The sequence below is a fragment of the Candidatus Pelagadaptatus aseana genome (genome assembly GCF_040362265.1).
Lineage (GTDB): Bacteria > Pseudomonadota > Gammaproteobacteria > Pseudomonadales > Cellvibrionaceae > Pelagadaptatus > Pelagadaptatus aseana.
Genome location: NZ_BAABNJ010000005.1, coordinates 272,593 through 297,255 on the forward strand (window position 1 = coordinate 272,593; position 24,663 = coordinate 297,255).

20 protein-coding genes are annotated in these 24,663 nt (G+C 52.4%); 15 read left to right on the top strand and 5 right to left on the bottom strand.

Annotation, left to right across the window (positions count from 1 at the left end):
• Nucleotides 1–2: 2 nt before the first annotated feature.
• From aroK to ACPXV9_RS09970, 7 genes are all read left to right on the top strand, one after another.
• Complete coding sequence (aroK, locus tag ACPXV9_RS09940) at nt 3–515, top strand: shikimate kinase AroK (RefSeq protein WP_423896407.1); 513 nt, start codon at nt 3–5, stop codon at nt 513–515.
• Between the two features lie 99 nt (nt 516–614).
• Nucleotides 615–1,691, top strand: a complete 1,077-nt coding sequence (gene aroB / locus ACPXV9_RS09945; RefSeq protein WP_423896409.1) for a 3-dehydroquinate synthase — start codon at nt 615–617, stop codon at nt 1,689–1,691.
• Between the two features lie 33 nt (nt 1,692–1,724).
• Nucleotides 1,725–3,278: an SPOR domain-containing protein gene (locus ACPXV9_RS09950; protein ID WP_423896412.1), complete on the top strand. Its 1,554-nt coding sequence runs from the start codon at nt 1,725–1,727 to the stop codon at nt 3,276–3,278.
• Nucleotides 3,279–3,508: 230 nt separating this feature from the next.
• The gene (gene gltB / locus ACPXV9_RS09955; RefSeq protein ID WP_423896415.1) at nt 3,509–7,954 is read left to right on the top strand and encodes a glutamate synthase large subunit; all 4,446 of its coding nucleotides are present in this window, start codon (nt 3,509–3,511) and stop codon (nt 7,952–7,954) included.
• Between the two features lie 53 nt (nt 7,955–8,007).
• Entirely contained in the window at nt 8,008–9,426 is a 1,419-nt protein-coding gene (locus tag ACPXV9_RS09960) for an FAD-dependent oxidoreductase (RefSeq protein ID WP_423896418.1), read from the top strand.
• Nucleotides 9,427–9,505: 79 nt separating this feature from the next.
• Nucleotides 9,506–10,573, top strand: coding sequence for a uroporphyrinogen decarboxylase (hemE, locus tag ACPXV9_RS09965; RefSeq protein ID WP_423896420.1), 1,068 nt, complete (start codon nt 9,506–9,508; stop codon nt 10,571–10,573).
• Nucleotides 10,574–10,737: 164 nt separating this feature from the next.
• Nucleotides 10,738–12,117, top strand: a complete 1,380-nt coding sequence (locus ACPXV9_RS09970) for an HD-GYP domain-containing protein (protein WP_423896423.1) — start codon at nt 10,738–10,740, stop codon at nt 12,115–12,117.
• A gap of 69 nt (nt 12,118–12,186) precedes the next feature.
• On the opposite strand, the gene asd is transcribed toward ACPXV9_RS09970, so the two are convergent.
• From asd to rsgA, 3 genes are all read right to left on the bottom strand, one after another.
• Nucleotides 12,187–13,038: an archaetidylserine decarboxylase gene (asd, locus tag ACPXV9_RS09975; RefSeq protein ID WP_423896424.1), complete on the bottom strand. Its 852-nt coding sequence runs from the start codon at nt 13,036–13,038 to the stop codon at nt 12,187–12,189.
• 91 nt (nt 13,039–13,129) lie between these two features.
• Nucleotides 13,130–14,728: an HDOD domain-containing protein gene (locus tag ACPXV9_RS09980; RefSeq protein ID WP_423896427.1), complete on the bottom strand. Its 1,599-nt coding sequence runs from the start codon at nt 14,726–14,728 to the stop codon at nt 13,130–13,132.
• A gap of 39 nt (nt 14,729–14,767) precedes the next feature.
• Nucleotides 14,768–15,802: a small ribosomal subunit biogenesis GTPase RsgA gene (gene rsgA / locus ACPXV9_RS09985; protein ID WP_423896429.1), complete on the bottom strand. Its 1,035-nt coding sequence runs from the start codon at nt 15,800–15,802 to the stop codon at nt 14,768–14,770.
• An 85-nt stretch (nt 15,803–15,887) separates the two neighbouring features.
• Between rsgA and orn the strand changes: the two genes are divergently transcribed.
• Entirely contained in the window at nt 15,888–16,430 is a 543-nt protein-coding gene (gene orn, locus ACPXV9_RS09990) for an oligoribonuclease (RefSeq protein ID WP_423896431.1), read from the top strand.
• Nucleotides 16,431–16,434: 4 nt separating this feature from the next.
• Here orn and ACPXV9_RS09995 read toward each other — a convergent pair whose 3' ends face one another.
• Complete coding sequence (locus tag ACPXV9_RS09995) at nt 16,435–16,878, bottom strand: YaiI/YqxD family protein (RefSeq protein WP_423896434.1); 444 nt, start codon at nt 16,876–16,878, stop codon at nt 16,435–16,437.
• Nucleotides 16,879–16,993: 115 nt separating this feature from the next.
• The gene (locus tag ACPXV9_RS10000) at nt 16,994–17,368 is read right to left on the bottom strand and encodes a hypothetical protein (RefSeq protein ID WP_423896437.1); all 375 of its coding nucleotides are present in this window, start codon (nt 17,366–17,368) and stop codon (nt 16,994–16,996) included.
• Between the two features lie 240 nt (nt 17,369–17,608).
• On the opposite strand from ACPXV9_RS10000, the gene rpsF reads away from it, so the two are divergent.
• The 7 genes from rpsF (at nt 17,609) to acs (ending at nt 24,537) form a co-directional block, all read left to right on the top strand.
• Complete coding sequence (rpsF, locus tag ACPXV9_RS10005) at nt 17,609–18,055, top strand: 30S ribosomal protein S6 (RefSeq protein ID WP_423896440.1); 447 nt, start codon at nt 17,609–17,611, stop codon at nt 18,053–18,055.
• Between the two features lie 11 nt (nt 18,056–18,066).
• On the top strand, nt 18,067–18,294 hold the full coding sequence (rpsR, locus tag ACPXV9_RS10010) for a 30S ribosomal protein S18 (protein ID WP_423896442.1): 228 nt from the start codon (nt 18,067–18,069) through the stop codon (nt 18,292–18,294).
• A 10-nt stretch (nt 18,295–18,304) separates the two neighbouring features.
• Nucleotides 18,305–19,171, top strand: a complete 867-nt coding sequence (locus ACPXV9_RS10015) for a hypothetical protein (protein WP_423896445.1) — start codon at nt 18,305–18,307, stop codon at nt 19,169–19,171.
• Between the two features lie 45 nt (nt 19,172–19,216).
• On the top strand, nt 19,217–19,663 hold the full coding sequence (rplI, locus tag ACPXV9_RS10020) for a 50S ribosomal protein L9 (protein ID WP_423896447.1): 447 nt from the start codon (nt 19,217–19,219) through the stop codon (nt 19,661–19,663).
• A 365-nt stretch (nt 19,664–20,028) separates the two neighbouring features.
• Nucleotides 20,029–21,501 (top strand): replicative DNA helicase, encoded by a 1,473-nt coding sequence (dnaB, locus tag ACPXV9_RS10025; protein WP_423896450.1) that lies wholly within the window; start codon nt 20,029–20,031, stop codon nt 21,499–21,501.
• A gap of 41 nt (nt 21,502–21,542) precedes the next feature.
• Nucleotides 21,543–22,391, top strand: coding sequence for a pantoate--beta-alanine ligase (gene panC / locus ACPXV9_RS10030; protein WP_423896451.1), 849 nt, complete (start codon nt 21,543–21,545; stop codon nt 22,389–22,391).
• Nucleotides 22,392–22,599: 208 nt separating this feature from the next.
• Complete coding sequence (gene acs / locus ACPXV9_RS10035; RefSeq protein WP_423896454.1) at nt 22,600–24,537, top strand: acetate--CoA ligase; 1,938 nt, start codon at nt 22,600–22,602, stop codon at nt 24,535–24,537.
• The last annotated feature ends 126 nt before the right edge of the window (nt 24,538–24,663 follow it).

Here is a 24,663-nt window from a genome sequence, read left to right on the forward strand (position 1 = left end):
TTATGCAAGCCAGTGTCATCCTTGTCGGCCCCATGGGGGCTGGCAAGTCTACGATTGGTCGGCTTCTTGCCGGCCTCTTGCGTTTGCCCTTTACTGACAGTGATCGTGTCATCGAGGAAAGAACTGGTGCCGATATTCCCTGGATTTTTGATGTCGAGGGGGAAGAGGGGTTTCGTCAGCGCGAAACAGCTGTTATCAAGGATATTCTTGAGGGTGAGCCGGTGGTGTTGGCTACCGGTGGTGGTGCGGTTCTGAAACCGGAAAATCGGAAAATGCTGGCAGCTACCGGTCAGGTTTTTTATTTGATGGCTTCAACTGAACAGTTGCTTGAGAGAACCGCCAAGGATAAAAAACGCCCTCTCTTGCAGGTTGATGATCCTGAGGCCAAAATCCGCGAGTTAATTGCCGAGCGTGACCCTTTGTATAATCAGGTGGCCGATGTTGTGGTGAATACTGACAGGCGAAGTCCCCGTTCAGTAGCTCAGGAAATCGCGAGAGCGGTGACCGGTTCATAGTGATTGCGGCTGCAATTGCTCAACGTTTCCCATAGAATTCTCCGTAGTTTGTTATTTGGCTGGCGCAGTTGAGTGCGCTGGAATTGTTAGCGGGTAGTTATGCGTTCTTTAGAAGTTGATCTTGGCGATCGGAGTTATCCTATTTTTATTGCGCCTGGCGTCTTGTCCCAGGTGGAGTCTTTTGCGCCTTATATTAAGGGGGATCAGGTTTGTGTGGTGACCAACGATGTGGTTGCTCCGCTCTATCTGGATACTCTGTTGGCCTCCTTGCCCAACGGTTTGAAGGTTAGTACGGTTGTCTTGCCTGATGGTGAGGCTAATAAGACTCTGGATGTGCTGTCGACTATCTACGATACACTGTTGCGGGATCGCCATAATCGCACCACCACATTGATTGCCCTTGGTGGAGGCGTGGTTGGTGATATGACGGGGTTTGCTGCCGCCAGTTATCAGCGTGGTGTTGATTTTATTCAGGTGCCTACCACACTGCTGTCTCAGGTTGATTCCTCTGTGGGTGGGAAAACGGGCGTTAATCATCCTTTGGGTAAAAACATGATTGGCGCTTTTCACCAGCCCAATGCGGTGGTTATTGATACCAATGTGTTGAAGTCTCTGCCTCCACGGGAGCTGTCTGCTGGCATAGCGGAAGTGATTAAGTATGGCCTGATTGCAGATGCCGAATTCCTGGTGTGGCTTGAGCAGAACATGGCGGCATTGCTGGCCTGCGATGCTGAAGCTCTGGCGTATGCCATTGAACGTTCCTGTCTGAATAAGGCTCAGGTGGTAGCGGAAGATGAGCGTGAAGGCGGCATCAGGGCTATTTTGAATTTGGGGCACACGTTTGGGCATGCTATTGAAACGCATCAGGGCTATGGGGTTTGGTTGCATGGCGAAGCGGTTGCGGCTGGGATGGTGATGGCGGCTGATCTGTCTGCTCGTCAAGGCTGGATTTCCTGGGAATCTGTTGAGCGGATCAAGTCCTTGCTGAAAGTCGCCAGCTTACCTGTTGAGGCGCCGGAGAATATGACGGCGGCGGACTTTATGGAGTTGATGGCTGTCGACAAAAAAGTGCTTTCTGGAAAATTGCGCCTGGTGCTTTTGTCGGAAGTGGGCAAGGCAGTAGTGACTGAAAGCTTTGACGAGCAATATCTGAAAGAAACTTTAACGACTTGCTAGCCAGGGCATTGGGGTGGCTTTAAGGGGGATATCATGGCGGTGGCAATGGAGCCGGAGCTATTAACGGATCACTTCTCGCATTGGGGTCTAAGCTACGATCCCTTTGATCCGGATATCAACCGTTCGGTATTTTTTACGGGTGCTCAGCGGGGGCAGATTGTTTCTCAAATTGCGCATTTCTGTCAGTTTGGCAGTGGCGTCTTGGTCGTTGAGTCTGAAGAGGGGGCGGGTAGAAAAACCGTTCTGGAGCAGGTGTCGCGGCAGATTTCTGAAGAAAACCTTCTTAAATTGGATGCCGCAACTCAGTCGGACCCGTCGCAGATATTCTTTCAAATTCTGGAGCGTCTTGAGCCGGATCAGCCAGTTGCGTCTCTGGGAATAGGCCAGGTTCTGGCGGAACTGCGGCATTTACTTCAACTTGATTCTGCCGGGACTGAGCATTTGGTGGTCTCATTGGTCAATCCAGAATTACTGGATGATAAGGTGATCGCAGCTTTGGTTACCTTACTGCAGGGGGCTGCCGAGGCGGAAGCGCCGTCCATAAAACTGCTGTTTTGGTCCGATTCAACATTGGTTGAGCGGTTGGACAAATTGAATCTGGTCGATGTGCCCGTCTGTGACCTGCCGATCCCCGCCATGAGTGCATCTGAGGTGGAGGAGTATTTAGTGTTTCTACTTAAGCATGCCGGTGCCGAAAAGCAGCTTTTTACGGCTGCTGAGTGCGAGACCATTTGGCGCCAGTCAAAAGGGTTGCCCGGACGAGTGGATGCCTTTGCACGTGCGGCGCTCCTGCGTAAATTGCCGGATACCCTTAGCCAAAGGCGCTCAAGTGGTATGCCGGTTCACTATATGATGTTGTTGGTGTTGCTCGTTTGCGCTTTGCTGATGTTACTGTTTTATGGATTTGATCGAGACAGTTCAGAGGGGCAGTCTTTGCTGGAGGGAGCGACTGTAACAGATGCTGTGTCTGTGGTGTCTGTTGAGCCTGAGGAAGTGACCGCAAGCTTGGCTCCTCCAGCGGTGGCAGAAAAATCTGTGCAGCAGATTGCTGAGGTTGAGGCGCAGACTATTGCAACCGAAATGGCCCCGGTTCCTGAAGTGTTGGAGTCGGTCGTTGATGCGGGTGCAGCTTCTCACGGCGGTTCAGAGAGTAGTTTCAATACTGATCTTGACGTAGGGGTTGCACAATCACCCTCGGTCGAGCCAGACTCCGCTGAGGATGACTCTGCTTCGGTTGTGGAGTCAGGGGTTGTTGAGGGGCAGATCTCCTCTCCGCTTGAAGTAGAGGTCGCAGGGGTTGAGGTTGATGCCTTTTTTCTGGCGCAGCCTGACAGTGCCTATTTTTTACAGGTATTGGCTGCGGGTTCGATTGAGTCGGTGGAGGCGTTTATTAAACGTCAGGCAAACAGCGAAAATCTGAATTTCTATAAAGGTCGTCGCAATGGCAAGGATTGGTATGTGGTGCTGAGTGGCCCCTATCAAAACTCAGATGAGGCTCGTGCAGCCATCAGACTTTTGCCCCAAGAGCAGCAGAAGCTTTCTCCGTGGCCTAGATCGGCTAAGGATGTGAAGTCGAAGATCAGGTAAAATGGCCGATTTTTGTGGCTTTTAAGTTCTAAATTCTGCTTCTTTATTATTTGTGAAAATCGGGGATATTGCGAAATACGACTTTTGCGGGTAAGATGCTGCGCCCGTTATCCGGGGCCCCTCATTGTTAGGGGCTTTTTTGTCTGTGAGATAGCCTTTTTGCAGGGCATCTAATCAAGCCGACAAGACGTAGAGTTAATGAAAGAATTCCATTCAGTGTGAGACCGCTTATGAGCACAGGCCTCTATCAAGTAGATGAATTTAAAGACAATTGTGGTTTTGGTCTGGTAGCCCAGACTGAGGGCAAGACCAGCCACAAATTGTTACAGACCGCTATTGAATCCCTGACCTGCATGACCCACCGAGGTGGTATTGCGGCAGATGGTAAGACCGGTGATGGTTGTGGTTTGCTGTTGCAAAAGCCCGATGCCTTCCTGCGCGCCGCTGCCAAACAGGATCTGGGTGTAGAGCTGGGTGAGCACTACGGTGTCAGCTCCATTATGTTGTCGAAAGACGACGCCTTGGCTGATGCCGCTCGTGCGGCGGTTGCCGAAGAGCTTGAAGCTCAGGGCTTGAAAGCTCTGGGTTGGCGAACTGTGCCTACCGACGAAGCCTGTCTGGGGCCGATTGCATTGGATACCCTGCCTCGATTTGAGCAGCTGTTCATTGGTTGTGATGGTTTGTCCGAGAATCAGCTGAACGCCAAACTGTTTATGGCGCGTCGCAAGGCAGAGATTCGGCTGCAGTCCGACGAGAGCTTTTACGTTGGCAGCATGAGTGCCAACGTCATTTCCTATAAAGGCCTGTTGATGCCCGTGGATTTGCCCAAGTTCTTCCTGGATTTGGCAAACCCAGAGCTGGAAACCGCCATTGTGGTGTTCCACCAGCGTTTCTCCACCAATACTTCGCCGCGCTGGCCTCTTGCTCAGCCATTTCGCATGCTGGCTCACAACGGTGAAATCAATACCGTTATGGGTAACCGCAACTGGTCCGTGGCCCGTACTTCCAAATTCCAGAGCGACTTGCTGCCGGATTTGAGTGAAGTAACACCTCTGGTTAACCGCACTGGCTCTGATTCTTCCAGTCTCGATAATATGCTGGAAGTTCTGCTGACCGGCGGTATGGAGCTGCATCGCGCGATACGCATGCTGGTTCCGCCTGCCTGGCAAAATGTTCAGAGTATTGATCCGGATGTGCGTGCTTTTTATGAGTACAACTCCATGCATATCGAGCCTTGGGATGGTCCGGCTGGTCTGGTAATTACCGATGGCCGTTACGCGGTCTGTACTCTGGATAGAAACGGTCTGCGCCCCTCCAGATGGGTGATGACCAAAGACGGTGTTATGACCGTTGCCTCTGAAATCGGTACCTACGATTACAAGCCGGAAGATGTGGTTGCTAAAGGTCGCTTGGGACCGGGCCAGATCCTGTCGATCGATACTCAGACCGGTAAGGTCTACCACACTGAAGATATCGACAATCAACTGAAGTCTACCCACCCCTACAAAGAGTGGTTGCGTAAGAATCAGTCGCGCCTCGAGTCTACCCTGGAGTCCTCGACTCTGGGTATGGCGGACGCAGATGAGCTGAAAACCTACATGAAAATGTTTCAGGTTTCCTTTGAGGAGCGCGATCAGGTAGTACGGCCATTGGCTGAAGGTGGTCAGGAAGCTGTCGGTTCCATGGGTGATGATACGCCTATGGCGGTGTTGTCCTCCAAGGAGCGGTCGTTGTATGACTATTTCCGACAGCAATTTGCCCAGGTGACCAACCCACCAATTGATCCTCTGCGTGAGGCGATTGTGATGTCTCTGGAGACTTGCGTTGGTCGTGAGCTGTCTTTGTATCAGCAATCTGAAGAGCACGCCAAACGTCTGGTGATGAGCTCTCCTGTGTTGTCTCCAGCCAAGTTTGAATCGATTCTGGCCAATGATCAGCCCGAGTACAGCAAGGAAATTTTCCGCACTCATTACGATCCCGCCAACATGAGTCTGAAACAGGCCGTTGAGACCCTGTGTGACAAGGTGGTTGAATCGGTTCGTGCTGGCACTGTGATTGTTGTATTGTCTGATAACGAGCTGCAGCCGGGTCTGCTGCCTATTCATTCACTGCTTGCTACCGGTGCGGTGCATCAACGTTTGATGCGCGAGGGGCTGCGTTGTGATTCCAATATTCTTGTGGAAACCGCAACTGCGCGTGATTCACACCATGTAGCGACGCTGATTGGCTATGGTGCTTCTCTGGTGTATCCATACCTGAGCTATCACGTACTCAACGACCTGATCAGAACCGGTGAGTTGTTGCTGGATGTGAATACCGCTTACAACAACTATCGCAAGGGCATCAACAAGGGCTTGATGAAGATCCTGTCGAAGATGGGTATTTCCACCATTGCTTCCTATCGTGGTGCTCAGTTGTTTGAGGCTATTGGTCTGAATGACGAAGTGGTTGAGCTGTGCTTTACCGGTACCGATAGCCGTATTCAGGGTTCCGGATTCGAAGATCTGGAAAAGGATCAGAAGGCGCTGGCCAAAACGGCCTGGGTTAAACGCAAAAATATCAATCCTGGCGGTCTGCTGAAGTATGTTCACGGCGAGGAGTATCACGCCTTTAACCCCGATGTGGTGCAAACCCTGCAACAGGCGGTTAAATCCGGGGATTACAACGCCTGGCGTCAGTATGCTGAGCTGGTAAACAACCGCCCGACCGCGACTCTGCGCGATATGCTGGCCATTAAAGAAGCGGACAAGGCGATTCCACTGGATGAGGTGGAGCCGGTCAGTGCCATTGTTTCCCGCTTTGATTCTGCGGCCATGTCGCTGGGCGCGCTGTCACCAGAGGCTCACGAAGCTCTGGCCCAGGCCATGAATACTCTGGGTGGTCGCTCCAATAGCGGTGAGGGTGGTGAAGATCCAGCCCGTTTTGGCACCAACAAAATTTCCAAGATCAAGCAGATTGCATCCGGACGTTTTGGTGTGACCCCACACTATCTGGTAAACGCGGAAGTGTTGCAGATTAAAGTGGCTCAGGGTGCCAAGCCCGGTGAGGGTGGTCAGCTGCCTGGCGGCAAGGTCAATGATCTGATTGCGCGCCTGCGTTACTCCGTGCCCGGTGTTACCCTGATTTCGCCACCGCCACACCACGATATCTACTCAATTGAAGATCTGGCGCAGTTGATTTACGACCTTAAGCAGGTCAATCCTGATGCCATGGTGTCTGTGAAGCTGGTGTCCCGCCCCGGTGTGGGAACCATTGCTGCGGGCGTGGCCAAGGCCTATGCCGACTTCATTACCATCTCCGGTTACGACGGTGGTACTGCAGCGAGCCCGCTGACCTCGATTCGCTACGCCGGTTCGCCTTGGGAGCTGGGTCTGTCCGAGACTCATCAAACCCTGCGTGCCAACGATCTGCGTGATAAGGTTCGCGTTCAGACTGATGGTGGTTTGAAGTCCGGTCTGGATGTCATCAAGGCGGCCATGTTGGGTGCTGAAAGCTTCGGCTTTGGTACCGCACCGATGGTGGCACTGGGTTGTAAGTACCTGCGCATCTGTCACTTGAACAACTGTGCGACCGGTGTTGCTACCCAGAACGATAAACTGCGTGACGATCACTACATCGGCACCGTGGATATGGCCATGAACTTCTTCAAGTTTGTAGCTGAAGAGGCTCGTGAGTGGATGGCGCGTCTGGGTGTCCGCACTCTGGATGAGCTAGTTGGCCGCGTTGATCTGCTGCAGCCGATCAATGGTGCAACCGACAAGCAAAGCAAACTGGATCTGAGCCGTATTATTCACACCGATGAGTTTTTGGAAACCAAGCCTCAGCGTTGTGGCGTGACCAAGAACGAGCCGTTCGACAAAGGCGAAACTGCCGAGAAGATGGTGGCCGAAGTGCTGCCTGCGATTGAGGCCAAGTCCGGTGGCGAGTTCAGTTTTGAGATCAATAACTGTGACCGTTCCATTGGTGCCCGTATTTCCGGTGAAATTGCCAAGCGTCATGGTAACCACGGCATGAACGATGCGCCGATCAAACTGAATCTGACCGGTATTGCGGGTCAGAGTTTTGGTGTCTGGAATGCTGGTGGTCTGGACCTGTACCTTGAAGGTGATGCCAACGATTACGTGGGTAAAGGTATGGCCGGCGGTAAGATCGTCCTGCGTCCACCTCAGGGTTCCGAGTTCAAGACCAATGAAACCAGCATTATGGGTAATACCTGTCTGTATGGTGCAACCGGCGGTAAGTTATTTGCTGCGGGTAATGCCGGTGAGCGCTGCGGTGTTCGTAACTCCGGTGCTCATGTGGTTGTGGAAGGTGCAGGTGATCACTGCTGTGAATACATGACTGGCGGTATGGTCGCGGTATTGGGTGAAACCGGAGTGAACTTCGGCGCCGGTATGACCGGTGGTTTCGCTTACGTGCTGGATCGCAGCAATACCTTTGTAGACAAGTACAACCAGGAACTGGTTGAAATTCATCGCATCAACAGTGAGTCAATGGAAGGCTACCGCACCCACTTGCGCACTGTGATCGCCGAGTTTGTTGAAGAGACTGGCAGTGCCTGGGGTCAGGAGCTGCTGGACAACTTCCGCGATTACATCGGTAAGTTCTGGCTGGTAAAACCCAAGGCCGCTGATCTCGGCAGCCTGCTTGATCGCGTTAAGTCACGCGGCGAGTAACAGGTTAAGCAGCAGTTAGAGCAACGAGCGAAAGAATTATAGAGGCTAAGAAAATGGCTGAGCGTTTAAGTAACAACTTTCAGTTTCTGGATGTGGGTCGAAGTGATCCCAGTAAGAAAGACATTAAGTCCCGTAAGACCCAGTTTGTAGAGATCTATGAGCCGTTTACCAAGACCGAGGTGCAGACCCAGTCGCACCGTTGTCTGGAATGCGGCAATCCCTACTGTGAGTGGAAGTGCCCGGTACACAACTTTATTCCCAACTGGCTGAAACTGATTTCCGAGGGCAATATTTTTGAGGCGGCAGAACTGAGCCATCAAACCAATACCCTGCCAGAGGTTTGTGGCCGCGTGTGCCCGCAGGATCGCCTGTGTGAAGGCGCCTGTACCCTGAATGACGGTTTTGGTGCGGTGACCATTGGTAATGCCGAGAAGTACATTACCGACACGGCTTTTGCCATGGGCTGGAAGCCGGATATGTCCAAGGTGGTTTGGACCGACAAAAAAGTAGCTGTGATTGGCGCAGGTCCTGCCGGTCTGGGCTGTGCCGACGTGCTGGTGCGCAATGGTGTTAAGCCTGTCGTGTTTGATCGCTACCCGGAAATCGGTGGTCTGCTGACCTTTGGTATTCCCGAGTTCAAACTGGAAAAATCTGTGCTTGTCCGTCGCCGTGAAATTTTCACTGAAATGGGTGTCGAATTCCGTCTCAATACCGAAATCGGCAAAGACATTTCTATGGAAGAGTTGCTCAATGACTATGATGCGGTCTTTATGGGCATGGGTACTTACACCTATATGAAAGGCGGTTTCCCGGGTGAAGATCTACCCGGCGTTTACGATGCACTGCCATTCCTAGTTTCTAACGTGAATCGCAATCTCGGCTTTGAAAAGAGCCCGGAAGATTTCATCAGCGTAGAGGGCAAGAAGGTGGTTGTTCTGGGTGGTGGTGACACTGCCATGGATTGTAACCGTACCTCCATTCGTCAGCAGGCAGCTTCGGTAACTTGTGCTTACCGCCGTGATGAAGCCAATATGCCGGGTTCTGTGCGCGAAGTGGCCAATGCCAAAGAAGAGGGCGTAGAATTCCTGTTTAATCGCCAGCCGGTTGAAATCGTTGGTGATGGCAAGGTAGAAGGCCTCAAGGTGATTACCACCAAGCTGGGTGAGCCAGATGAGAACGGTCGCCGTCGCCCAGAGCCTATTGCAGGCAGTGAAGAGATCCTGCCGGCGGATGTGATTCTGGTGGCCTTTGGCTTTAATCCGGATCCAAAGCCCTGGTTTAATGATCACGATATCTCGGTAAACAGCTGGGGTGGCGTAGAGGCACCAGAGCATCAGGAATATAAATTCCAGACCTCCAACCCGAAAGTGTTTGCCGGTGGTGATATGGTGCGTGGTTCTGATTTGGTGGTTACCGCCATCTGGGAAGGCCGTCAGGCTGCTGAAGGTATTTTGGATTATCTGGAAGTTTGATCCACAATAGTATGTCTTCGCATAGAGCCTCGCATCCGCGGGGCTTTTGCATATTTGGAATATTGATTAGAGAAAAGAAATGGCTGAATTAAAAAACGATCGCTTTCTTCGAGCTTTGTTAAAGCAACCTGTTGATGCCACGCCCGTATGGATGATGCGTCAGGCGGGTCGCTATCTGCCGGAGTACCGCGCTACCCGTGCTCAGGCAGGTGATTTTATGGGTTTGTGTACCAACCCGGAGCTGGCCTGTGAAGTGACCCTGCAGCCGCTTGATCGATATCCCTCGTTGGATGCGGCCATTCTTTTTTCCGACATTCTCACTATCCCTGACGCCATGGGGTTGGGTTTGTACTTTGAGACCGGTGAGGGGCCCAAATTTAAGAAGTCCGTCACCAATGCAGCTGATATTGAGGCGCTGCCGGTTGTTAATCCACAGCAGGATTTGCCCTATGTGTTGGATGCCGTGAGCACCATTCGTCGTGAGTTGAATGGTCGCGTGCCATTGATCGGCTTTACCGGCAGCCCTTGGACTCTGGCCACCTATATGGTGGAAGGCGGTTCATCCAAGGACTATCGTCGCACCAAGGCGTTAATGTATAACGATCCGGAAGTGTTTCAGCTATTGATCGACAAGTTGGTCGAGTCCATAACCGCTTACCTTAATGGCCAGATCAAAGCCGGTGCTCAGGCCGTACAGATTTTTGATTCCTGGGGGGGCGCGTTGAGTCACAGTGCTTATCAGGAATATTCACTCAAGCCGATGCAGCGCATTATCGATGGTCTGATCAAAGAGAATGAAGGTCGTCAGGTTCCTGTGATTTTGTTTACCAAGGGTGGCGGTCAATGGCTGGAGGTCATGGCGAACAGCGGTGCCACGGCACTGGGTCTGGATTGGACCACCGATATTGCTCAGGCTCGAGCTCGTGTCGGCGATAAGGTGGCTCTGCAGGGCAATATGGATCCGTCCATTCTCTATGCCAAACCTGAGCGTATCCGCGAAGAGGTGGCGGCTGTGCTTGCCGGTTATGGTAAAGGCTCAGGTCATGTATTTAACCTTGGCCATGGTATTACTCCGGAAGTGGATCCGGCTCATGCGGGAGCCTTTATTGAGTCGGTTCACGAGTTGTCTGCTCAGTACCACCAATAATTGCAGTTACGATTTGCTCAAAACAGGGTTCCGCATAAGCGAGCCCTGCTGTACACTTTGGCGTCTTTTTGGTCAAAAAGTGGAGTTTGTGCACCCGGTCACGGTTTGCAGGCTCCGCTAGCGCTTATAATAATTACATGAAGTAAACCAAAACCGAGGTCGTCATGAGTGTTCGGCAGGTCAAGTACGAGGTGAATAATCTGGTGGTGGGCATGTATGTTGCCGGCCTTGATCGCCCGTGGACTCAAACCCCCTTTCCTCTGCAGGGGTTCTACATTCGTGATGCGGATGATATTGCCCAGTTGCAGCGTTTCTGTAGCCACGTTTATATCGATGTAAAGCGCAAAGCCATTCCTGGTGTCAGCACCTTGAAAGTCTACTCCGGTGCGACGGGTGGCGGCAGTGTGCCGGGAGTTACTGATTCCTCGGCAGTTTCCAGTGATGTTCGCGGAGAGCCCATTCAGGTAACTCCGCTGAAGGTGGTTCACAACAGCTATCCGCTGCAGGTTGACCGTGATAAAGAACTGCAAAAAGCAGAGCAACTGCACCGTGCCCTGAATCAGGCTGTGGCTTCGGTTATGCATCAGCTGCAATCGGGAGAGTCCGTGTCGCTGCGCTCGACCCGCAGGGTTGCCAGCGCCATGGTTGACAGTGTGCTGCGTCACCCCGATGCCCTGACGTGGTTATCACGGGTGCAAATGGTTGATGAGTTTACCTATGCTCATTCTGTTCGCTGTGCGGTTTGGGCGATTATTTTTGGGCGCCATATAGGCATGAGCAAGGTCAATCTGGAACGGTTGGCGCTGGGTGTGCTCTTGAAGGATGTTGGCAAATCAAGATTGCCTCAGGAGCTGTTGGCTCTATTTCCCCGTTCCGATGCACAAGAGCAGGAGTATCGTCGGTTTGTCTCCATCGGCGTGGATATTTTGCAGCAGGAAGAAGCCTTGGAGCCCCAGGTCGTTTCCGTGGTCAAAAATCACTGTGAACGGCTTAATGGCAGCGGTTTTCCGCTTGGTTTAAAAGGCAGTAAAATCCCCGTGTCGGCGCGCATTGCCGGCATGGTGACCTTCTATGACGAGCTGGTGTTCTGCCGCAGTGGGCAACAGGCTCTGTCACCCTCTAAAGCGGTTTCACGCTTGTACGATTGCCGCAATCAGGAGTTCCAGGAAGATCTGGTGGTTGAGTTTATCCGGGCGATTGGTCTCTATCCCACAGGCACTCTGGTAGAGCTTTCTACCGGAGAGGTGGCGGTTGTGGTTGAGCAGAATCTGGAGCGACGCCTTAAACCGCAGGTGCTGATTTTACTTGATGCCACCAAACAGCCATTGGCAAAGCCGAGGCTTCTGGATCTTGCCGTCGATGACAAGAAAAAAAGGGCGTTGATAGACGCTGGTAAGCTCGCGTCTGGTGGTCAGGATATGATTGATATTGCGGTAGATCTGGCGCCGGGCAGTTACGGTCTGGATGCCGAAGAGTTGCGCAATCGCTATATGATGAAGTCCGAAAAAGGCTTTTTAAAATCACTGTTCAGGCGTCATGCCTGACGCTTTGCTACAAGACCCTGAGCAGGGCGGTGGCAGGATGGCCGCCGCCCTGTCTTGATTCCTTCAGTATCACACAAATTGTCCCATTGCCTCGCCCATGCGGGTGGGGCTTCCAGTCTCAAGGGATTTCTGCCAATTCATAGCGTCTGGGCCAAACAGCACAATTGCGGTTGAGCCGAGTTTAAAGCGCCCCATTTCTTCCCCTTTTTCCAGTTTGATTACTGGTTGGTTGCCGTAATGTGTGGTGGTGACGGTCTTGGCTACAGGTGCGACCTGTCCTGCCCAGACAGTTTCAATGCTGGCAACAATCATGGCGCCAACCAGAATGACGGCCATCGGCCCTGCTTCGGTGTCAAACAGGCACACGGCTCTTTCATTGCGAGAAAACAGACGCGGCACATTTTCCGCTGTGACATCATTGACCGAAAACAGATCGCCTGGGACATGAATCATGCTTTTCAAGGTGCCGGTCAGCGGCATGTGGACACGATGATAATCTCTGGGGGACAGATAGACGGTGGCGAATTTACCGTCCTGGAATGGCTTGGCCGTTTCGGCGTCACCGCCGAGCAGCTCGATTAGGGAATAGTCCTGCCCTTTGGCCTGAAAGACTCTGCCGTGCTGTATGTTGCCAAGTTGACTGATGGCACCATCGGCAGGAAAAACTACGGTGTTGTTGGCACTGTCGATAGGGCGGGCGCCGTCTTTTAAAGCCCGGGTAAAGAAGTCGTTGAAACTGCGATAGGCGCAGGGGTCGCTTTGTGCTGCTTCGCTCATGTCGATATCGTAGCGATTGACAAACCAGCGAGTGAACGGATTCTTGATCCATGCAATAGAGGTGTTGGCCAACCAGCCAGCGGCTCTCGATAAGGCGTGTTGCGGCAACAGGTATTGCAGGCCAATAAACAGGGAGTTTTTCATAAAGCAGTTATCCGTTCTGGAAGGTGGCAGCATTGTAAAAGAAAAGCGCTGAAAGGGTGACCCCAAAAGCTGGTTGCCGCATCAGTTTTTGTTAAGGTGAATCAGCCGCTTGTTGCGCCTTGCTGCGTCGATATTTTTCTCTGGCCAGAGCTGAGATGGCGGAAGATGTGGCAGTACACACCTTTTTGAATTGCTGAAAGCTTTCGGTCTCCAGTAGCGGGCTGTGTCCGATGATAAGTCCCACAGGCTGTTTTAAATGAAACAGCGACATAAAGCCAAGGCCCCGAGGCTCAAAGATGTCATCGAGCTCGGCTGGAATTTGCGAAATGATTTGGGTGCTGCTCTTGTCGTTAATCAGAATGCTGGCTTTTTGCTGCAGCAATTTTTCAAACAGGCCCGGGTTATTGGGATTGAGTTTGATACGCAAGCCAAGCAAGTCTTTACTGCTATGGCAGTATTGGGTGCGCAGCTGGGTGCGGTCATTGTTCAATACCATGATGGCGGTGTCAGTCAGTCCGAGCCCTTGATGCAAGGTTTTCAATGTGTGGAGCAGCAGTTGATTGAGATCTGAGAATTCATGTCCGCGGTGAGACAGAGTTGCAAGATTTTCTTTCAATACTCTGGGGTCACCCTGTTCCGCCTGCTGGTGAGAGTGAAGCAGTTGTTCCAGCTCCTGATGCTTTATTTCGGCTCCCGGCAAGGGCTGCTTCGGGGCAACCGGTGGCGTGCTGTCTGAATCGGTTGCCCGACTGTTATCCAGTAGCAGCGGTTCAATAATCTTTTGATAGTCCCACTGTTGCAGCAGCCGATTGGCAGGGTGCAGTTGCTGCCAGCCTGTGAGTGGTGCTCTGATGACACTTTGATGGCTGGCGTTGACCACCAGTTCGGGTGAGCGTCGTGCTTCTTTGGCGAGCAGGTTTTGGGCGTTGAATGTTTTGCTGTGAAACCAATTGCGGCAACCCAGGCTGCTGACTACGTGGCACAGTTTCAGACAGTTGGGGCGGTCGATGCTGTCCGGATTGGCCTTGGTGTTGAGGTGAAAGCCATCCTGCCAACAGGTTTGCGCGAGCTCTGGCAGGGGCCAGTGGTTGGCTAGCTGTATTCCCAAATTGTTGATCGTGGTGCCCAAAACACGCTCTTCTATCTGATCGTGATTGTACAGTGGTGTTGCCTTCAGGCGCTCAATGGTATGCATTTCCTGAGGGTAGTGGCACCAGAGTGCGAGTTCATGAAAGCGGATGGTCAGGCAGCTTAAAAACAGGCTCTGGCTTTCTTCTGCGGTGCCCAGCTGCAGTTGCTGGCAAAGGTCTGCGGCCAGCCAGCTTTGGTTGAGCTGTTCTTCATAGTCCTGATGCAGGTTATCTCGGTCATTGTAGCTGGGGAGGCTGCGAACAATGGTTTCAATTTGCGGCAGTCCCAGCAGGCTGATGCTGTGGTGCAGATAGCGAGCCTCGGTGCCTTGTTTTCGCAGTTGCCGGTTGGTGTGGAAAATGATCTGCAGGGTCAGTGCGGGGTCCTGAATAACCGCTTCGGCAACCCTCTGGGCGTTGCTTTGTGGGTGGTGCAGAGCCTGTAGGGTGTGCTCTCTGGTCGTTTCCTTGATAGGCAGTGATGTCTTAAAGTCCCTGAGTCGGGACAGTACATCCCCGGATTTGAGGGCGGGCTTGATTGATTGCAAATGGCTGCTCATGACATCAGGGGGCTATCTTGATTGAGGTATGTCTACGATTCAGGGTTGTTCCAACGTATTCAGTATGTACTGAAAGCTGCCCATGCGCGATTCACTGATGTCGCCACGCTCAAGAGCGGCAAGAATAGCGCAGCCGGGCTCCTTTTCATGGGCACAGTCGCGAAATTTACAGTGCCCCAGAAACGGCCGAAATTCTACGAATCCTTCCAGTAGGGCTTGCTTGTCCATGTGCCATAAGCCGAATTCTCGAATGCCGGGTGAATCGATTAAGTGGCCGCCGTGGGGAAAGTGGAACAGCTGAGCGGTCGTGGTGGTGTGGGTGCCTTTTTGGCGCAGCTCTGAAAGCTCTCCAACTTTGAGGTTGGCCTCGGGCAGCAGCATGTTGATAAGTGAGGACTTGCCAACGCCGGATTGGCCAACAAACACGCTGGTGTAGTGTGACAGATAGTCAATCAGATCGTCGCAGCCCTGGTGGCTGATGGTAGAGACATTGAGCCACTCGTAACCCAGTTCAGTGTATTGGGTTTCCATCTGTGCCAGCCGATCGCGATTGCTGTTGTCGATGCGGTCGGTTTTGTTGAGCAGAATGATGGGCTTGATGTCGAGGGTTTCGGCAGCGACCAGATATCTGTCTACCAGATTTTCATGAGGTTCCGGGTAGGGTGCGATGACAATTACGATGCGATCGATATTGGCCGCGACAATTTTCATGTCTCCATAGGGATCCGGGCGACTTAATTCACTGCTGCGATCGGTAACCGCAACAATCACACCGTGGGATTCGCCTTCGCGCCAGACAACCTTGTCGCCGGTCACCAGTGAGCCAAGATTGGCACGCATGTGGCAGCGACTGACGGGGTGATCGGGGAAGGGCTGGCCATCCTGATCCAGAGCTTCAACGGCAACCTGAGTGCCATAGTGAGCAATCACTAGCCCCAGCTGCTCCGGGCCCAAATCGCCGGAGGCAAGCTCCTGCTGGGCCTTGGCTTCTTTCTGGGCGGCGCGCTCGGCACGTTCTTCCTGGATCTTTTTGATGCGCCAACTCTGACGTCGATTTAATTTGCGTTTACTCATTTGCCGCAGGTCATGGGCAATTTGCCGTCCGTGTAGGTATAGTTAAAGGCAGTATTTTAGAGAGTTTACTGGGAATAACTAGCGCATGAAGAGTGAAAACAACCTGATTTGGGTGGATCTGGAGATGACCGGGTTGATTCCCGAAGAAGATACCATCATTGAAATTGCCACCATTGTCACCGACGCTGACCTCAATATTTTGGCCGAGGGGCCGGTAAGGGCGATTCATCAGAGCAAGGTAACCATGGATGCCATGGATGAGTGGAACACCAATCAGCATGGCAAATCCGGTCTGACCGACAGGGTGCTCAACAGCGATGTTTCCATGGGGCAGGCTGAATCTGAAACCATTGAGTTTTTAAAAGAGTGGGTGCCTGCAGGTAAGTCCCCCATGTGTGGCAATTCCATTTGCCAGGATCGACGCTTTATGGCGCGCTATATGCCCGCGCTTGAGGAGTATTTTCACTATCGCAATCTGGATGTCAGTACTCTGAAAGAGTTGGCGCGTCGCTGGAGACCCGAGGTATTGAAGGGGGTGAAAAAGTCCGGTGCGCATCTGGCACTGGATGATATCCGTGATTCCATTGCCGAGTTGGTTCACTACCGGGAGCACTTTATCAAGGAATAACGATTTATCGTTTTGCCAGCAGTCGATCCAGCGTGTTGGCAAATTGTTGGCGGTCCTGCTGTGAATAGGCTTTGGGGCCGCCGGTTACCTGTCCGGCTGAACGCATTTCTTCCATAAAATCCCGCATTGCCAGACGCTGGCGAATGTTGTTTTTGGTGTACTTCTCTCCGCGAGGGTTGATGGCGGTTGCTTCCTTGTCCACGACTTCAGCTGCCAGAGGTATGTCCGCTGTAATCACCAGATCCCCCGCTTCACACTGCTGCACAATATAGTTATCTGCTACGTCAAATCCTGCGGGCACCTGAACGGTTTTCAGGAAAGGTGAGTTGGGTACGCTGAGGCCTTGATTGGCAACAAAAGTCGTCAGAACTTCTGTGCGCATCGCAGCTTTGTACAGGATTTCCTTGACCGGACGGGGGGTGGCGTCGGCATCGACCCAGATTTTCATAGACAGCACTTACTTTCGATTTCGAAGCGCTTCAGCTTATCGACTTTGGCGAGGTTTGTTTAGCTGAATTTTGGTGCACGCCGATATGAGCTGTGCAACCTTGTGGTGCAGCCGGTCACGCGTAGCGTGGTTGCCCTCGATAGAGCCCCTGAAACTCCAGACCTTTCTGATATCTGGGGTACTCTTTGCCGTGATAGATCACCTTGGGGGTGTTGTCTTCCTCGCTGGTCGCAACCGTTACGCTTGCCTGAATGGTGGGGGTGTCTCTGTTGGTGCTGGACAGTGTTTTGGTGGGGGCATACTGTGCCAGCAGTGACAGGGCTTTTTCCAGCTCGGCTGATTGGTTTAGATCGGCGTATTCTACCAACAGATCCAGGAAGTCCGGATGGGCCAGTTTCAACTTGATGCCCAGTTCGGCTTCAACGATTGAAATGCATTTGCGTGCGGCAGCGATGGCTTTGGCATTCAGTAGCCAGGATTTGTCCGTCATAGTGTCCTCTCTATGGCTTTCCTCAGCGATAAGAGCGAATCCAATGCACAGGTTGTACCAATTGTTGCGGTTTCTGCGGTTTGCCTAGTTGGGATCTTGCTTTTGCAAGTCTTGTTCTATAGAATTCGCGACCCCTAATATTGCCGAAGCTCATGGTTTCGGTTCTCCTTGCCTTACCGATCGGCGTCTTAGAATAGGGTTGATGCAGGATTGGGAGGCTATAACCCGTAAGGAGCAAACATGCGTCATTACGAAATTGTGTTTCTGGTTCACCCGGATCAGAGCGAGCAAGTACCAGGCATGGTAGAGCGTTACACTGCGTCCATCAAAGACGCTGGTGGTGCGGTTCACCGTCTGGAAGACTGGGGTCGCCGTCAACTGGCTTACTCCATCAACAAAATCCACAAAGCGCACTACATTCTGATGAATGTTGAGTGTACCGACGAAGTACTGGAAGAGTTGACTACCAACTTCCGTTACAACGATGCGGTTCTGCGTAACATGGTTATCCGCATGGACGAGGCTGTTACTGAAGAGTCTCCGATCATGAAAGCGGAAAAAGAAAGCCGCGAGCGCAAGAGTAATCGTCAAGAACGTGAGCGTCGTGAAGAGTCAGCTGAAAAACCAGCTGCCAAAACTGAAGAAGCCCCTGCAGCGGATGCCGCTGAAGAAGCTGGTGAAGAGTAAGGAGATAGCACATGGCACGTTTTTTCCGTCGTCGTAAGTTCTGCCGTTTCACCGCTGAAGGCGTTAAGCAGATCGACTACAAAGATTTGGATACTCTGAAAGCATACGTTTCAGAGACTGGCAAAATTGTTCCTAGCCGTATCACTGGCACCAAGGCTAAGTATCAGCGTCAGCTGGCTACCGCTGTTAAGCGCGCCCGCTACCTGGCTCTGCTGCCTTACACGGATGGCCACGAGTAAGACATAAAACATGCGCGCCCTGGCAGAATTTATTATGCGTGGTCGCGCGCAGGCCTCAGTGGTAGCTCTTATCGGGAGCTGGTTTCCACTGACTAGTCCGGCCACCGTCGCGTTGGTTAGCCTGCGCCGCGGAAGCTCCGACGGATTATTAATCCTGTTGTGGGCGGCCCTGCCGGCACTGATTACTTTTGCAATCAGTGATATGGGGCCACTGATGACCATGGTGACTGTTGCCGGGTTGTTGCTGACTTACGTTGCGGCTTTGCTGTTGCGGGTACAGCCTTCCTGGCCCAAGGCCCTGATGGGTTTGGTTGGCATGGCAAGTTTGTGCGGTTTTTTATTGGCTTGGGCTGAGCCCGACCCGGTAGCAACCATGACCGAAGCGCTGGGCGAGATGTTGCAACAAATGCAGAGCCAGGCGCCAGCCGGAGCGGCGGTATTTGAACCATCAGCCACCTTTGTGGTGGGCTTGATGAGTTATGTTATCGCGCTCAATGCACTGTTTAGTCTGTGTTTGGCTCGGTGGTGGCAAGCGGCGCTTTACAACCCGGGCGGGTTTCAGGCTGAATTTCACCAGCTGCGATTAAGCCCGGTGCAGGCGCTGGTTTGTCTGGCTGCGATGGTCTACTGCTGGCAGCAGGGTAATGATTACCATGCCTGGAGCAGCCTGTTTGGCTTGCCGTTGCTGGTAGCAGGTATTTCACTGGTGCACTACACCGTGAAGGCGCGCAAATTTGGCGGACAATGGCTGGTTTTGTTTTATTTAGCGTTGCTGCTTTTCAATCCACTGACGTTGGGATTGATGGTGGTGGCGACCTTGGATACATGGATAAATTTCCGGTCGCGGATTGGGAGTAAGTCCTCAAAAGAGGGCTGATTTGATCAGCGAACGGAAGAGAAATTAACTTAGAGGATTAACGAAATGAACGTTATTCTGCTCGAAAAAGTAGGTAAGCTGGGCAACATCGGTGACCAGGTTTCTGTAAAGGCCGGTTTCGGTCGTAACTTCCTGATTCCTCAGGGCAAAGCGGTACCTGCTACCGAAGCTAACGTTGCTGAGTTCGAAGCGCGTCGTGCTGATCTGGAAGCTGCCGCTGCTGAGAAGAAAGCCGCTGCCGAAGCTCGTGCTGCACAGCTGGCTGAACTGGCTGTAACCATCGAAGCCAAAGCTGGCGACGAAGGCAAGCTGTTCGGTTCTCTGGGTACTCGCGATCTGGCTAACGCCATCACCGCCGCTGGCGTTGAAGTTGTTAAGTCTGAAGTGAAGCTGCCTGAAGGTACTCTGCGTGAAGTTGGCGAGTACGACATCGATCTGCAGTTGCACGCTGAAGTGATTCAGCCTGTTAAGGTTTCCATCGTAGCTGAGTAATTCGCTACCTGGATAATCTTGATGCTAAAAGCGCTGCTCTGTCAGGTTTGCCTGATGGGGTGGCGCTTTTGTTGTTTTGGGGGCGGTAAGAAGTGGAATGCTGATTGCCGCCAGCCATGGGCCGGGAGTTATTCTTTCGCTTCGTGGCACATACCCCAGAGCACCCTCTCTTGAAGCTGCGCTTCAATTCACCTTGTCCCTGTGCCGTCCCGCGCTCGTCCCTGGCGCTAGGCGCTACAGAATAACTCCCGGCCCATGACAGGCTGGAGTGACGCCTTGATTTTGACCTTCTTTGGCTATGTTCACAGTGTTGCTTGTGGCAAACTAGTCGACCTTAAAAATTCAACTTAACCGTTTTCAGGTTTATGTCCGATACACCGCCATTAGATTATCAGCCAGACTACTTCGACTCTCCGGATGCGGAGAGCGAAAGCAAGGATTCCATGCCCCATTCCATTGAGGCAGAGCAGTCCGTGCTGGGCGGTTTGATGCTCGATAACCAGCGTTTTGATGCCGTTGGTGAGGTGATTTCGGAGAAAGATTTCTACCGCGCGACGCACCAGACCATTTTTCAGATGATGGTGCAGTTGGTTGAAGCTGAGCAACCGCTGGATGTGGTGACGCTGGCTGAAGAGCTCAATCGTCATGAGCAGCTCGACAGTGTGGGCGGTATGGCCTACCTGATGGAGCTGGCGCAACAGACGCCCAGTGCCGCCAATATCGTGGCCTACGCCAATATTGTGCGGGAGCGCTCCACACTGCGGCAGTTGATTCATGCCACCAATGAAATTAATCGCAGCAGCTTTACGCCAGCAGGTCTGGATTCCGATGCCCTGCTGGGGTTGGCAGAAAAGCGCATTGCCGAGATTGCCGAGGATCGCCCCAAGGAGGGTGGATTCCGCGACGCCAATGATCTGCTCAAGGGCTCACTGGCACGTATTGATGAAATGTTTCGTGCTGAGAGCGATATTACCGGCCTCTCCACCGGTATCGACAAGCTCGACGGTTACACCTCGGGTTGGCAGCCCGGTGAGATGATTGTTCTGGCGGCGCGTCCTTCCATGGGTAAAACCGCACTGGCGCTTAACTTTATTGAAGCAGCCATGACTCAGGAAGAGCATAAGCCAACCTTGATTTTCAGTATGGAAATGCCGGCCGAGTCGCTGGTAACCCGGATGCTATCTTCTTTGGGGCGGATTGATGCCGGTCGCTTGCGTGATGGCAAGCTGGAAGAGGATGATTGGCCCAAACTCAACACGGCGGCGCTGAAAATCAAAGATAAACCTTTGTTTATTGATGATACCCCGGGTTTGACGCCGCAGGATGTTCGCGCTCGGGTGAAAAAAGTGACGCGCACTCACCAGATGGCACTGCAGCAAAAGTATCCGCAAATGCCACTGGAAGATCTTGAAAAAAACAGCTTGCCCTCACTGGTGGTGCTCGATTATTTGCAGTTGATGCAGGTGGCGGGTAAAAGCGAGGGGCGGACCCAGGAGATCTCTGAAATTTCCCGCTCGTTAAAAGCGCTGGCGAAAGAATACAGTTGCCCGGTGATTGCTTTGTCACAGCTGAATCGTGGTGTAGAGCAGCGTCCCAATAAGCGCCCGATGAATTCCGATCTGCGGGAATCCGGAGCGATTGAGCAGGATGCGGATGTCATCCTGTTTATCTACCGCGATGAATACTACAACGAAGACAGCCCGGATAAAGGTGTGGCTGAGCTGATCATTGGTAAGCAGCGTAACGGTGAAATTGGCACAGTAAAAGCCGCCTTTGTTGGCAAGCATACCCGCTTCGAAAATCTCGCTCCCGAGTATTACGATCAGGGCGATTATTGATATCACTCTGAGTTCTCTTTTTGTCTCGCCTGGAGGTCTCCATGCAAATTTTTCATCATATTGATTCCCTGCGTAAGGCGCTTAAAGAAGAGCGGATGGCGGGTAAGCGTATTGGTTTTGTGCCGACCATGGGCAATCTCCACGATGCCCATATTGAGTTGGTAAAAAAAGCTCAGGAAACCAATGATATTGTGGTGTGCTCCATTTTTGTGAACGGTTTGCAGTTTGGTTTGAATGAGGACTGGGATAAATACCCTCGTACTTTTCAGGCCGATTGTGATCGTTTGCGCGACGCTAATTGTGATTATCTGTTTCATCCCGATGATCGGGAAATGTACCCCAATGGCATGGACACACAAACCCGCGTTATCTGCCCAACCATGACCGATGTACTCTGTGGAGCCAGTCGCCCGGGGCACTTTGAAGGGGTGACCACGGTGGTGACCAAGTTGTTCAATATTGTGCAACCCGATGAGGCTGTGTTTGGTTTAAAGGATTATCAGCAGTTGGCGGTGATTCGTCGCATGGTGGAAGATCTGTGTATGCCGGTGCAGATTACGGCCGGTGAAATTCATCGCGAAGCCGATGGTCTGGCCATGAGTTCACGTAACGGTTATATCACCGAGGATGAGCGCCCGCGCTGTAATCAATTGAATAAGAGTCTTAACTGGGTGGCTGATGAAATTCAAGGTGGCCGCCGCGATTTTGATTTATTGGAAGCCGAGGCCAAAAAGCAAATCGAAGAAGCGGGTTTCCGTATCGATTATTTCAGTATTTGTGACAGTAAAACCCTGGAAGCCGCCGCGGTAGATGATGCCGAAATCACGATTCTGGGAGCCATGTACACCAGTGCGGCACGTTTGATTGATAACTTGTCCATCTCTGTTTAAGCCCCCCTTCTGCTCTTATTCATAGAGAGGGGCTGGAGGCAATCCATGGCCATAATGTACCTCGCAGCGGAAGAATAGCCTCCAGCCCCTTTCGGGCTCCTCCTATATCTACTACCAAAGTCCCGTTCCCTCCTTTCCTATTTATCGGCTATGATTTGTCGCAACTAAAGTTTGCGCATTGCAGAAGTCTAATAACGAGGAAGTTTTCATGTCTGAAGTTCACGTTCACCCGGTTCCTGAAGCCTTTGCCAAAGATGCGATTATTGATCGCGAGAAATACGACGCCATGTACAAGCAGTCTGTGGAAGATCCCGATGCTTTTTGGGGGCAGCAGGCCGAAGAGTTTCTGACCTGGAGTAAGCCGTGGAACAAGGTTCAGGAGTTTGATTTTCACAAGGGTACAGCCAACTGGTTTGAAGGTGGTGAGCTGAACGTCAGTGTCAATTGTATTGACCGCCATCTGGCGACTCGGGGCGATCAGACGGCCATTATCTGGGAGGGCGATGATCCCAGCGATGACAAAAAAATTACCTACAGTGAGCTGCACGCTGAAGTCTGCAAGCTGGCCAATGTACTGAAAGATCGGGGAGTAAAGAAGGGCGATCGCGTTTGTATCTACATGCCGATGATTGTTGAGGCCGCCTATGCCATGTTGGCCTGTGCCCGTATTGGTGCGGTGCACTCCATTGTGTTTGGTGGTTTCTCGCCAGATGCTTTGCAGGGGCGTATTGAGGATTCCGACTGTCAGGTGGTGATTACCGCTGACGAAGGTGTTCGTGGTGGCCGCGTAGTGCCGTTGAAGGTTAATGCGGATAAAGCCATGGAGTCCTGTCCTAATGTTCATACCTGTGTTGTGGTTAAGCGCACTGGCAACGATGTAGCCTGGGTTGAAGGGCGCGACATCTGGTATGAAGAGGCAACGGCTGCCGCTTCCGCTGAGTGTGCTGCCGAGCCAATGGCGGCTGAAGATCCTCTGTTTATCCTGTATACCTCCGGCTCAACCGGTAAGCCTAAAGGTGTTTTACACACCACGGCAGGCTACTTGCTGCAGTCTGCCATGACCCATAAATACACCTTTGATTACAAAGATGGTGATATCTACTGGTGTACTGCTGATGTAGGTTGGGTGACAGGCCACAGCTATATTGTTTACGGTCCGTTGGCCAATGGCGCCGTAACCCTGATGTTTGAAGGTGTGCCTACCTACCCCGATGCCTCCCGCTTCTGGCAGGTGGTCGACAAGCATCAGGTCAGTATTTTTTACACGGCACCAACCGCGATTCGTGCTCTTATGGGCGCAGGTGATGAGCTGGTAACCGGTACTTCTCGCAGCAGCTTACGCTTGTTGGGTACTGTGGGTGAACCCATCAACCCTGAAGCCTGGGAGTGGTACCACCGCGTCGTAGGCAATAACAATTGCCCCATTGTGGATACCTGGTGGCAGACTGAAACTGGCGCTCACATGCTGACGCCTCTGCCCGGTGCAACCGATTTGAAACCAGGTTCTGCGACCCTGCCGTTCTTTGGTGTGCAGCCGGTGATCCTGGATGCCGAAGGTAAAGAAATCGAAGGGGCCTGTGAGGGCAGTTTGGCCATTAAGGCGTCCTGGCCGAGCCAGATCCGTAGTGTTTTTGGTGATCATCAGCGTTGCGTCGACACCTATTACAGCACTTACCCCGGTTATTACTTTACCGGTGACGGTGCTCGCCGTGACGAAGACGGTTACTACTGGATTACCGGTCGTGTTGATGACGTATTGAACGTTTCCGGTCACCGCATGGGTACCGCAGAAATTGAAAGTGCCCTGGTGCTGCACCCTGAAATTGCTGAAGCAGCTGTTGTGGGTGCGCCACATGATATCAAGGGTCAGGGTATCTATTGTTACGTGACCCCTATGGATGGCGTTGAGGGTTCTGAGGAGTTGCAGAAGGCCTTGGTAAGCCTGTGTGTTCAGGAGATTGGTCCCATCGCCAAACCGGATTGGATTCAATGGGCTCCGGGCCTGCCAAAAACCCGTTCGGGTAAAATCATGCGTCGCATCTTGCGCAAGGTTGCCGCCAACGAGCTGGATAACCTGGGTGATACTTCGACTCTGGCTGATCCGTCTGTGGTCGATCAGCTGATTGAGAATCGTCTCAACCGCTGATTGTATTTCGTTCCAAGTGGGCTCTGCTCTCGGAGCTCCAATCTTGTGCCGCCATCCTTTTGGGATGGCGGTTTTTTTATTTCCAGGGATGGAATGTATGTCGCGGGAGGCATGGATGCCGTGAGC

Bases quoted from the DNA above. Each gene is read 5' to 3' on its own strand.
- aroK (WP_423896407.1), top strand. From the start codon at position 3: ATGCAAGCCAGTGTCATCCTTGTCGGCCCCATGGGGGCTGGCAAGTCT.
- aroB (WP_423896409.1), top strand. From the start codon at position 615: ATGCGTTCTTTAGAAGTTGATCTTGGCGATCGGAGTTATCCTATTTTT.
- ACPXV9_RS09950 (WP_423896412.1), top strand. From the start codon at position 1,725: ATGGCGGTGGCAATGGAGCCGGAGCTATTAACGGATCACTTCTCGCAT.
- gltB (WP_423896415.1), top strand. From the start codon at position 3,509: ATGAGCACAGGCCTCTATCAAGTAGATGAATTTAAAGACAATTGTGGT.
- ACPXV9_RS09960 (WP_423896418.1), top strand. From the start codon at position 8,008: ATGGCTGAGCGTTTAAGTAACAACTTTCAGTTTCTGGATGTGGGTCGA.
- hemE (WP_423896420.1), top strand. From the start codon at position 9,506: ATGGCTGAATTAAAAAACGATCGCTTTCTTCGAGCTTTGTTAAAGCAA.
- ACPXV9_RS09970 (WP_423896423.1), top strand. From the start codon at position 10,738: ATGAGTGTTCGGCAGGTCAAGTACGAGGTGAATAATCTGGTGGTGGGC.
- asd (WP_423896424.1), bottom strand. From the start codon at position 13,038: ATGAAAAACTCCCTGTTTATTGGCCTGCAATACCTGTTGCCGCAACAC.
- ACPXV9_RS09980 (WP_423896427.1), bottom strand. From the start codon at position 14,728: ATGAGCAGCCATTTGCAATCAATCAAGCCCGCCCTCAAATCCGGGGAT.
- rsgA (WP_423896429.1), bottom strand. From the start codon at position 15,802: ATGAGTAAACGCAAATTAAATCGACGTCAGAGTTGGCGCATCAAAAAG.
- orn (WP_423896431.1), top strand. From the start codon at position 15,888: ATGAAGAGTGAAAACAACCTGATTTGGGTGGATCTGGAGATGACCGGG.
- ACPXV9_RS09995 (WP_423896434.1), bottom strand. From the start codon at position 16,878: ATGAAAATCTGGGTCGATGCCGACGCCACCCCCCGTCCGGTCAAGGAA.
- ACPXV9_RS10000 (WP_423896437.1), bottom strand. From the start codon at position 17,368: ATGACGGACAAATCCTGGCTACTGAATGCCAAAGCCATCGCTGCCGCA.
- rpsF (WP_423896440.1), top strand. From the start codon at position 17,609: ATGCGTCATTACGAAATTGTGTTTCTGGTTCACCCGGATCAGAGCGAG.
- rpsR (WP_423896442.1), top strand. From the start codon at position 18,067: ATGGCACGTTTTTTCCGTCGTCGTAAGTTCTGCCGTTTCACCGCTGAA.
- ACPXV9_RS10015 (WP_423896445.1), top strand. From the start codon at position 18,305: ATGCGCGCCCTGGCAGAATTTATTATGCGTGGTCGCGCGCAGGCCTCA.
- rplI (WP_423896447.1), top strand. From the start codon at position 19,217: ATGAACGTTATTCTGCTCGAAAAAGTAGGTAAGCTGGGCAACATCGGT.
- dnaB (WP_423896450.1), top strand. From the start codon at position 20,029: ATGTCCGATACACCGCCATTAGATTATCAGCCAGACTACTTCGACTCT.
- panC (WP_423896451.1), top strand. From the start codon at position 21,543: ATGCAAATTTTTCATCATATTGATTCCCTGCGTAAGGCGCTTAAAGAA.
- acs (WP_423896454.1), top strand. From the start codon at position 22,600: ATGTCTGAAGTTCACGTTCACCCGGTTCCTGAAGCCTTTGCCAAAGAT.